At 43.6% G+C, this 10,808-nt stretch carries 7 protein-coding genes; all 7 read right to left on the bottom strand.

Annotation, left to right across the window (positions count from 1 at the left end; genetic code table 11):
* Nucleotides 1-176 precede the first annotated feature (176 nt).
* Nucleotides 177-1,850: a PQQ-dependent sugar dehydrogenase gene (locus AAA938_RS10910; protein WP_338228759.1), complete on the bottom strand. Its 1,674-nt coding sequence runs from the start codon at nucleotides 1,848-1,850 to the stop codon at nucleotides 177-179.
* 146 nt (nucleotides 1,851-1,996) lie between these two features.
* On the bottom strand, nucleotides 1,997-3,790 hold the full coding sequence (locus tag AAA938_RS10905) for an acyl-CoA dehydrogenase family protein (RefSeq protein ID WP_338228758.1): 1,794 nt from the start codon (nucleotides 3,788-3,790) through the stop codon (nucleotides 1,997-1,999).
* 103 nt (nucleotides 3,791-3,893) lie between these two features.
* Entirely contained in the window at nucleotides 3,894-5,069 is a 1,176-nt protein-coding gene (locus AAA938_RS10900) for a thiolase family protein (protein ID WP_338228757.1), read from the bottom strand.
* A gap of 62 nt (nucleotides 5,070-5,131) precedes the next feature.
* Nucleotides 5,132-5,491 (bottom strand): four helix bundle protein, encoded by a 360-nt coding sequence (locus AAA938_RS10895; protein ID WP_338228756.1) that lies wholly within the window; start codon nucleotides 5,489-5,491, stop codon nucleotides 5,132-5,134.
* A 53-nt stretch (nucleotides 5,492-5,544) separates the two neighbouring features.
* Complete coding sequence (locus tag AAA938_RS10890) at nucleotides 5,545-7,950, bottom strand: 3-hydroxyacyl-CoA dehydrogenase/enoyl-CoA hydratase family protein (protein ID WP_338228755.1); 2,406 nt, start codon at nucleotides 7,948-7,950, stop codon at nucleotides 5,545-5,547.
* A gap of 42 nt (nucleotides 7,951-7,992) precedes the next feature.
* Nucleotides 7,993-8,454 (bottom strand): MarR family winged helix-turn-helix transcriptional regulator, encoded by a 462-nt coding sequence (locus AAA938_RS10885; RefSeq protein WP_338228754.1) that lies wholly within the window; start codon nucleotides 8,452-8,454, stop codon nucleotides 7,993-7,995.
* Between the two features lie 346 nt (nucleotides 8,455-8,800).
* Nucleotides 8,801-10,549 carry an AMP-dependent synthetase/ligase gene (locus AAA938_RS10880; protein ID WP_338228753.1) on the bottom strand — a complete coding sequence of 583 codons (1,749 nt, stop codon included), beginning with the start codon at nucleotides 10,547-10,549 and terminating at the stop codon, nucleotides 8,801-8,803.
* Between the last annotated feature and the right edge of the window lie 259 nt (nucleotides 10,550-10,808).

Raw genomic sequence — 10,808 nt, 5'->3', positions numbered from 1 at the left:
GTTTTCCCCACTTGATTGAGTCAAGAAACCCACAGGCCCAGCACCGCTTTTTTTGAAGTTTTCATGAAACAAAAAAACCTTATTGAAACTGGTTTCAATAAGGCCCTTGTAAATAATTTATTATCAGATGATTAGATGGTGTTTCACCAACTATTTTTGACCATTAGATCTTACAATCAGTTTCTTTTGATCCGGTAGATTTTTCCTTCGGCTTTTGACATGATATAGACCTGCCCGGTATGATCCTGCCCAAATTTCAAGTCCACCCGACTGGTGTTGAAAAGCTCTTTGAGATTGACCTCTTTTCCTTCATGGATTACTCCCCAGGTTTGGACCAATGGATTGGGGCTTTCATTCAAATCTGCAAAAAACAGCCTTCCTGAGGGAATATCTCCAAAGACAAACTTGCCCTGAAGCGGACCGTAGGGTAGGGTATATCCACCGATGATGGCGACTGTCTCATCGTGCTCCAATTGAATCAAAGGATAAGTAACCCCATATTTTTCATCATCTGTAGGCAAGGGATAGAGAGACCGGAAGCTTCCAAAAGGATTGATGGTAAAGGTCCCTTCTCGAATCGGCCATCCGTAAAACTTGGCCGGCTCGATTCGGTTGATTTCCTCTATGCTATGCTGCCCGATGTCGGTAGCGTGCAGATTACCTTTTTCATCCCAAAAGACCCTGTTTGGATTTCGGAATCCATAGGCTACAATCTCACCGGCTTTCCCTTCTTGCCCTGCAAAAGGATTGATCTTCGGAATGCCGTATTTACCGTTGATTCCATCTTTTCCCATCGGATCTATTCGGAGAATACTGCTGTAAACTCCACTTCCCTTATGGTTGGAAATATCCGGAAAGCGCTTTTCCGCAGTACCTCCATCCCCATATCCGATATAAAGCAAGCCATAGTCGGGGTCACCTTTTTTGGAGTTGGGGTTGAAAGTGAGCTCCTGCATTCCGTGGGCTTGGGAAGCATTGTCTATTCTGAGGATTTCCCGATCGGTTCCTTTGAAAACTTTTGCCTTGGGATCATCAGTCTTCCACTCGGTAAGCACCCATTGCATAAATACTTTTAGACTGTCAGTAAATCCAAAATCTGAAGGACCAGTACCTCCGGGCTCGGTATGGGAGGTGTAAAAGAGTCCATTGCTTTCGAAGTCCGGGTGAAAGGCAAAACTCCCAACTCCAGTAGCCCAGCCGGGTTTGCTGACCATGGCAGGTCGGTTTTCAAGCAGATTGAGGAAAAGGCGAGGGGATTGATTTTCTATTTCATAAAGCCCGATTCGCTGATCATTGATAAACAGTCTTTCTGTACCTGGAATAGCCTCCATTTTGGTCATTTTGGCCAATGGAGAAACCGAATCGGTAGGAGGAAGCTGCGCAAAAAACTCCACCTCGAGACGGATTCCTGAGTCCTGAATCCTTTCCGGAATCAGATTGGACGTGGTATCTCCGACTATTTCCAAAGGAAGTGTCTCAAACGTGTGAAGATAGCTCAGCAAGTCATCGAGATCCTGATCGGTAAAGTCAGGAAATCCCGGCATTGGGGATTTGTATTTGGCCAATACCCTCGAGGCGCGCTCATCCTGAGCTTCGATTAAGGCTGCTGAGTTTTTGATAAAAGACTTGATCCATGCAGATTCTACCTGTCGGGTAAGGCCACTGAGATTGGGGCCGATCGCATCTTCGTTGAAGTTGTGACAAGTGGAACAATGCTGCTCAAACAGTTTTTTCCCTTTCAAAATCTGAGCACCGTCGGTTGAGATATCCAAACCGGGATCTTGAGTGGGTTGGCTGCAGGAAAACATGAGCCAGCCTGAGAGTGCTGCAAGTGTTAAACCATATTTCATCCCTACTAAATTGGGCTTTTCGGAAGATTGAAAAAACAAATGGGGAGAAATAAGCCCAAAATTCCGGGTTTTTTTCCGCAATGGATTCCGAAAAAAAGCCCCCTGCTTTCGGAAAAACAGAGGGCTTGAATAGAAATTGAGTGATCTTAGAAAGGATACTTTCCTTGCTCGATCATGTAGTCTGCAATGGTTCTTCTCAGCTCTTTGGTATTGATGAAATCAGGCTTGGTAAAGCGCTTCAATCCCATGAGAAGCACCTTTTGTTCATCTCCTTTGGTAAAGGAAACAATGGCCTCCTTGGCTGCAGCTTCGATTTTATCCACGGCTTCGAAAAGGTAAACCTTGGACATGGCGATTTGGTGTTCGCAGGCAGATTCTCCTTTGATTCCGACCAACTTTTCGGTTCTGAGAATCGCTGATTCCGCTGCATAGATTTCAATCATCACATCTGCTAGATGCATCATGATTTCCTGCTCGTCTTCGATTCGGTCCTGAAGGGCCATTGCCGCTTTTCCACCCACCATGAGGAAGACTTTCTTCAGTTTTTTCAGCATGTCTTTTTCCACTGCGAAAAGTTCCGAAGCATCTACTGTTTCGAATGAAGGAACTGAGGTCAGTTCAGCAGCCACCGCCATAGCCGGCTCAAAAAGGTTGATTTCTCCTTTCATCGCACGCTTGAGCAACATACCCACCATCAGCATTCGGTTGATTTCGTTGGTTCCTTCGTAAATTCTGGAAATCCTCGCGTCACGATAGGCTCTCTCCATTGGCGCATCTGCCGAATAGCCCATTCCCCCATAAATCTGAACTCCCTGATCCACTACATAATCTAGGACTTCAGATCCGTGGATTTTGGAAATCGCACATTCAATGGCAAACTGCTCCAAGGCTTTTAGCTTTGCTTCTGCATCAGGAAGTCCCTCAGAAGCCAAGGCAGCCATTCTATCCTCAATATCCTGACCAGCTCGGTAAGAGAGAGATTCACTCACATAGGATCGGATGGCCATCTCTGCCAACTTGGACTTAATCGCTCCGAAGGTGTTGATGCTAACGCCAAACTGCTTTCTTTCGGTAGAATACTTGATGCACTGGGACGTCACAGCGCGTACGCCACCCAAAACTCCGGCACCCAGTTTAACACGGCCGATGTTGAGGATATTCACTGCGATTTTGAACCCGTTTTGTCTCTCAGAAAGCATGTTTTCCACAGGCACAGGACAATCATTGAAAAATACCTGCCGGGTGGAAGAACCCTTGATTCCCATTTTCTTCTCTTCTTCGTTCATCGTGATACCTCCAAAGGTCTTTTCCACGATAAAGGCTGTTAGGTTTTTGTCGTCTTCGATTTTGGCAAAAACGATAAACAGATCTGCAAAACCTGCATTGGAAATCCACATTTTCTGCCCGTTGATCAGGTAAGTTTTACCATCGGCAGAAAGTGTCGCTTTTGTTTTACCGCTGTTGGCATCAGAACCTGCATCAGGCTCGGTAAGGCAATAGCAAGCGGCCCATTCTCCGGTAGCTAGCTTTGGAAGGTATTTTTGCTTTTGCTCTTCTGAACCATAATACAAGATCGGAAGTGTACCAATCCCGGTGTGCGCGCCATAGGTCGTCGAGAATGAACCTGCAGCACCGATGATGTCGGCGATTAGCATGGATGTATTGAAGCTCATGCCCAATCCTCCGTACTCTTCCGGAACGGAAACACCCAAAAGACCCAGGTCACCTGCCTTCTTGAAGATGGAAGGAACCAAATCAGGGTTTTTCATACTGTCAATGGCTTCGATATTCGGATTGATCTCCGTATCGATAAAATCCTGACAGGCTTGAGCCATCATTTTTTGCTCTTCAGTAAACTGCTCAGGGATAAAGACGTCCTGTGCCGCTGTCTCCCGGATGAGGAATTCTCCCCCTTGGATGGATTTTGAAATTGTTGTCATTATTTCTTGTTTTTAGATTTCTTCTTTATTCGACATTTGATATTCTTCATTCGACATTTTAATTATGAACACCTAACGATGAATTACGAACACCGAAGTTTAATCACTTAAGCAGCTCGTAAATACCTGCAACACCCTGACCACCACCAACGCAAGCGGTAACCATACCGTACTTTTTATTCTGTCTTCTCAGTTCATTGAATAGCTGAACAGAGAGTTTTGCACCTGTACATCCAAGGGGATGGCCTAGGGCCACTGCTCCTCCGTTGACATTGACGATATCCGGATTCATATCCAAAGCTTTCATAACTGCCAAACCTTGAGCGGCAAAAGCCTCATTCAATTCGATCAGATCGATATCATTCAAAGTAAGGCCAGCTTGTTTCAATGCTTTGGGAACAGCCTCTCGAGGACCGATACCCATGATGCGAGGATCCACACCTGCTACGGAATAGGACATCATTCTGGCAATTGGCTCTATGCCAAGTGACTTCATCAGGCGCTCGGACATCACGACCACAAATGCTGCTCCGTCGGATGTCTGGGAGGAATTACCTGCAGTGACCTGACCCCCATTTTTGAAAGCGGGGCGAAGTCCCGCCAAGGCTTCCATAGTCGTGCCCGCTCTTGGACCCTCATCTGTATCGACTACAAACTTTCTGGTCTTCTTTTTTCCTTTTTCGTCCAGATAAGTCTCTTCTACCTCTACAGGTACGATTTCATCCTTGAATTTTCCGGCTGCAATAGCTGCCAAGGCTTTCTCATGAGATCTTACAGAGAATGCATCGGCTTCTTCTCGTGTGATGCTGTATTCCTTTGCCAATTCTTCGGCTGTCAAGCCCATGCTGAGATAGTAGGAAGGAGTCTCCGAAGCAATCTTCCAATTAAGCGCCGTCTTATAGCCCATCATCGGCACCAAAGACATGGATTCGGTCCCTCCGGCAATGATGCAATCAGCCATTCCCGCTTTGATTTTACCTACTGCCAAAGCAATGGCTTCCACACCTGAACCGCAGTATCGGTTCATTACAAAGCCAGGATTGTCTATTCCCAAAGCAAGAAGGGAAATCATTCTGCCCATCTGCATGCCTTGTTCTGCTTCAGGTACGGCATTTCCGACGATCAGATCATCGACCATTTTTGCTTCCAAACCTGGGGTATTTGCAACCAGGTATTTGATGACATCTGCAGCCAAATCATCGGGACGATAAAACCGAAATCCTCCTTTTTTGGCTTTGCCTACTGCCGATCTATATCCATTTATTATGTATGCTTCCATTTTTGATTAGTTATTGGTAATTGGGTTATTGATTTGTAGTATCGAGTAGCTAGAATCAAGTATCAAGATTTCGACTCAATCGAGTTTTTCAATCCCATAATCATCCGCTGGACTTCCATAAGATCTGCTTCCATTTCTTTCGCAATTTCTGGATCAAGTATTCCCACTCGCTCTGAAATGATCATTTGGGTCTCCAGTTCAAAACTTTCTCCAAGGCTGACTTCCAACGAATTCACAAAAGACTTTGAAGAAGTTTTTGCACAACCTTCAGCAATATTTGATGGCACAGAAACGCCCGCTCTTCTCATTTGAGAAACTAGGCCAAACTTTTCCTCTGAAGGAAAAGATTTGGTAATGGTATAAATCTTTACAGCAAGATCAACCGCCTTTTGCCATACTTTGAGTTCCTTGAAGTTGTGCATAACCTTTGGATTAATTGTCTTGATACTTATGTCTTGATACTTGATACTATTTTTTAGTTTCTCAGCGGTTTGCCCTTGAACAAAATACTGTGAATTCGCTCCAGCGTTTTTTGCTCCCCGGTCAAACTCAGGAAAGCTTCCCGCTCCAAGTCAAGCAGATATTGCTCAGACACTTCTGTAGGCGAGGACAAATCCCCTCCTGACATCACCCAAGCCAGTTTTCTGGCAATTTTTGCATCATGTTCTGAGATATATGCTCCGTAGCGCATACCGGTAATTCCTGCCTCAAAAAGAGCCAAGGCCGTTTTTCCCAAAACTTTGATATTTGTTTGCTGAACAGGCTGTGTATACCCTAATTCGTGAAGAGATAGGACTTTTGCTTTAGCATCAGATAGCTGCCGCTTTTTATTTAAAGAAATCCCGTCACTGGATCTCAAATATCCCAAACCTCTTGCTTCCTCGGCAGAAGTTGAAACTTTCGCAGTAGCGATATTCATGAAATATTCCTGAAGCTGATTGAGTTCCACATCGCCTGCGATGACCCCATTGGCAAATCTTCGGGTCATTTCCTTAGTACCACCTCCTGCAGGAATCAAACCAACTCCCACTTCCACAAGTCCCATGTAAAGCTCAGCATGAGCTTGGATATGGTCTGCATGAAGAGAAAGTTCGCATCCGCCTCCCAAGGCCATGTTGTGCGGAGCAACTACTACCGGTACGGAGGAATATCTTGCCCGCATCATGGTATTTTGGAACTGAGCGATCATCATGTTGATCTCGTCAAATTCCTGATCTCCTGCAAACATGAACAGCATGGCCAAATTGGCTCCTGCGGAGAAGTTTGCACCTTCATTTCCGATGACCAATCCTTTGTAGGACTTTTCGGCCATACCGATAGCGGTATTTATTCCTTCGATCACCTCGGCACCCATGGAGTTCATTTTGGTGTGGAACTCCAAGCCAATTACTTCATCACCCATATCGTAGATAGAGGCTCCTGGATTTCCCCAAACCTTCTTACCGGCAGATTTGAGTGTATCCAAAATGATGAAGTCCTCAATACCGGGGATTTCTACATAGGATTTGGAAGGAATGTCGTAGTACTTTCTCTTGCCACCTTCTACTTTATAGAAGGATTCGTGACCTGCTGCAAGCATCTCGTGAACCCAAGGAGCCGCTTTTTCGCCCGCAGCCTCCATTTTTTCCACGGCTTCCTTTACTCCCAACACATCCCATGTCTCAAATGGGCCTAATTCCCAACCGAATCCTGCGGAGACCGCTTGATCTATTCTATAGAGTTCATCGGAAATTTCCGGAATTCGGTGAGAGCAGTATTTAAACAGATCATAAAAAGAAGCTCGGTAAAATTCACCCGCCCGATCGTCAAAATTGACTAGAAACTTGATTCGTTTCTTGAGGTCTTCAATCTCTTTGGAAGCCTCCAAAGCTTTGAATTTAGGTTTTTCTACGTCCTTGTATTCAAATGTCTTCAGGTCAAGCTCCTTCAATTCTTTGGATCCATCCTTGTGGCGAATCATTTTGAAGTAGCCTTGGCCGGTTTTGTCACCAAACCACTTGTTGTTGTAGAGGACCTCGACGATCTTGGGAAGTTTGAATTTATCTCTTGATTCGTCGTGAGGAAGGGCCTTGTAAAGGTTATTGGCAACGTTGACTGTCGTATCCAATCCTACCACGTCCATGGTACGGAAAGTTGCAGATTTGGCTCTACCGATCACCGGTCCGGTCAGTTTATCCACTTCGGAGACTCCAAAACCCATTTTTTCGATAGCGTGCATGCCTGAGATAATGGCATATACCCCAATTCTATTGGCAATAAAGGCTGGAGTATCCTTACAAAATACCGTTTCCTTACCTAAGAATCTATCTCCATAATCCATCAGGAAGTCGATGATTTCGGGGTTGGTCTTTGGACCTGGAATTATCTCAAGTAAGCGAAGGTATCTTGGAGGGTTGAAAAAGTGAGTTCCCGCAAAATTGACCTGAAAATCCTCGGATCTACCCTCACACATCAAATGCATGGGAATTCCTGAGGTGTTAGAAGTGATCAGCGTACCCGGCTTTCGGTATTTTTCCACTTTCTCGAAAAGCTGCTGCTTGATATCCAATCGCTCCACGACTACTTCGATTACCCAGTCGTAATCCTTGATTTTTGGAAGATCATCATCAAAGTTTCCTGTGGTAATTCTGGACACAAAAGTAGTATCGTAAATAGAGGAGGGCTTTGCTTTCAATGTGTTTTGCAAAGCCGTATTTACAATCCGGTTTCTTACAGCAGGATGCTCTTTGGTCAGTCCCTTCTTTTGCTCTTCTTCCGAGAGCTCAAAAGGAACAATGTCCAGTAAAAGTACCTGCACACCGATATTGGCAAAGTGACAGGCTATTCTGGATCCCATCACTCCTGAACCTAAAACGGCGACTTTTTTAATGGTTCTGTTCATTTTTTTGGGTTTTTGGTAGTTAAATCCTGAATCAGGATGGGTTTATAATTCAAATATGGGCTTATAAATTTCTTCTTGATTTACCTCGTCTATTACGGTCTGGATCTTGGAGAATACCTGAAAGAAATTCTGCAGTTCATCCTCAGAGACCACTTCTCTTACGCGCTCGTTGAACTTCATGATAGTCTTTACGGAAATTTCTTTTTTTGCTTTGCCTTCGTCAGTGAGATAGATGCGTACAGAGCGTTTGTCTACCGGGTCTGCCTTTTTGAAAATCAATCCCTTTTCTTCCATGGTTTTGAGCATGCGGGTCAGACTTCGAGTCTCCAAGCCAATCATAGGTGCAATTTTGGTAGCAGGTGTTCCTTCCTTCGAATTGATATTGATCAAAACAAATCCAATCGCAGTGGTGAATCCTTCTTCAGCTGCCTGCTGATTGTACATCCTGGAGATAGCATGCCAGGCACTCTTTATATGATAATCGACCGTTTCCTCTCTTTTCATTACTAGTTGATTTGGTACTGAGTGCAAAAAATTCCAAAAGTCGAAGAAAAGGCTCCCTTATCCACCTGAATTAGGAACATGTCTTTTGGAGGGATTCCGGATAAATGCCCAAGCGGAATTTTTTGCATGCCTAATCTAGGGAAAAATTTTGTATGCATGCATACTATTTTGAAAAAAAGTTATGCATGCATCACAAATTATAATTTGGATTTGGATTAAAATCCGACTTTTATTCTTCAAAAGAAATGATTAATGAAAATAAACGGAATAATCAGTAAAAAATACGCGTTTATCCAAAAAGTAATTTTGCTGATTATTTTATCATTAAAAACAAAAAAACCGGAGATCAACCCCGGTAAATTTCTTCGATTTCATCTTCATACATTTTTGAAATCACTTTTCGCTTGAGTTTCATGGTAGGAGTAAGCTCTCCAGAATCAACTCCCCAAGGCTGTTTGAGAAGTTTGAAGCGCTTGATTTGCTCCCATTTTCCAAAGTATTTGTTGTAGTGATCCATTTCCTTCTGGAATTTTTCCAGAATTTCCGGCTTTTCCACCATTTCCTGATCAGAGGTATAAGGAATTCCTTTTCTGTTGCAGTATTCTCTGATTCCATCAAAACTAGGGACAATCAAAGCTCCGGGAAAATTGCGATTGTCACCGACTACCATGACCTGCTCGATCATCGGAGATTCTTTGAATTTATTTTCCATAACCTGAGGAGCAATGTATTTTCCTCCAGAGGTTTTGAACATTTCCTTCTTGCGATCTGTGATCTTGAGATACGGTCCGTCAAGTTCCCCGATATCCCCAGTATGAAACCAACCGTCTTTGATGACCTCTGCAGTCATATCAGGCTCTTTGTAGTAGCCTTGCATCACATTGGGACCTTTGACTAGAATCTCTCCATCATCGGCAATTTTCACCTGAACGTCTTTGACTATTTTGCCCACATAGCCAATTCTTATTTCTTCATGGTTCCCTATTGAGGCAGAAACCACCGGGGAGGTCTCGGTAAGTCCATAACCCTCGCAAACTTTTATGCCAGCAGCCCAAAAAACACGTGCCAATCTCGGCTGAAGTGCAGAAGCACCAGAATTGATCTGCATCACATTTCCACCCAAGGCTTCTCTCCATTTAGAGAAAATGATCTTGTTGGCCAACTTCAGTTGGAAATTATACCATCCCCCCATATCAGCAGCCGGATCGTATTTCAATCCCAAGTTTAAAGCCCAGAAGAAGAGGTTTTTCTTAATTCCTGTTAGTTCGTAACCTTTAGCTACAATTTTATCATACACTTTCTCCAAAAGTCGGGGAACTGTATTGAATACATGGGGCTGCACTTCTTTTAGATTTTCCCCGATCTTCTCCATGTTTTCAGCATAGTAAACAGAAAAACCAAGGTAGATAAAGCAAAAAGAAGCAGTCCGCTCATAAATGTGGCAGAGTGGAAGAAAGCTCAGCACTTTGGAAACTCCAGGGGGAGGAGTCATGATATCCGCTACGGAGAGCATATTAGAAAGTACGTTGGAATGGGATAGCATCACTCCTTTTGGGCGTCCTGTAGTCCCCGAGGTATAAATAATTGTGAACAAATCACTGGGTTGAACCTTGCTCTTTAGCTCTTCCAGGTTGGATAAATCACCATTTTCACCCCTTGCTTCCAAAGCGGTCCAATGCTCTACTCCAGCCAATCGGTCAAAGGAGTAAATTTTCCGCTCACCTGCTACTTCAGCAGCTTTTTGGTAGATCGTATTGTCTCCGACAAAAATGATTTTCACCTCTGCATGGTCGAAAATGTACTGATAATCTTCAGAAGTGATTGTTGGATACATGGGAACAGAAATGGCTCCGATTTGCTGCAAGGCCAAATCGATGAAATTCCATTCAGGGCGGTTTTCAGAGATGATAGCTACTTTTTCACCGGGTTTTAATCCAGAATCAAGGAATGCCATCCCTAAATTGTCAACGATCCGCTTTAGATCTCTTGCGGAATAAGTTTTCCAAGCCTCATTTTCTTTTTTGGCAAAAGCGACTTGGTTATCGTAAGTCGATATCTGATAAGGAATCAGATCAAAGAGTCGGGTCAGCTCCATGGATGGCAATTTTGGGTTTGAACAACCTAATATTACCAAATCCTAAATGGATAAACAAAAGCTATTCACAAATCCACAAGGCTATAATTTTATTAAATTATTTATATAAAAAAATCTATTAAGGTTATTAAGGCTGTGGATTTGTGGATAAAGGATTCACCGGTTTCAATTCACAATTTTTTGAAGTTTGATTCTCTGCATTCACAGGTTGTCCACCTTTTATTGACATATAAGGTATTGTAAATCAATAAAATATATT

It is taken from the genome of Algoriphagus taiwanensis (genome assembly GCF_036245645.1).
Lineage (GTDB): Bacteria > Bacteroidota > Bacteroidia > Cytophagales > Cyclobacteriaceae > Algoriphagus > Algoriphagus taiwanensis.
Note: the sequence above shows the minus strand (reverse complement) of the source record. Positions and strands in the feature narration are given on the sequence as shown.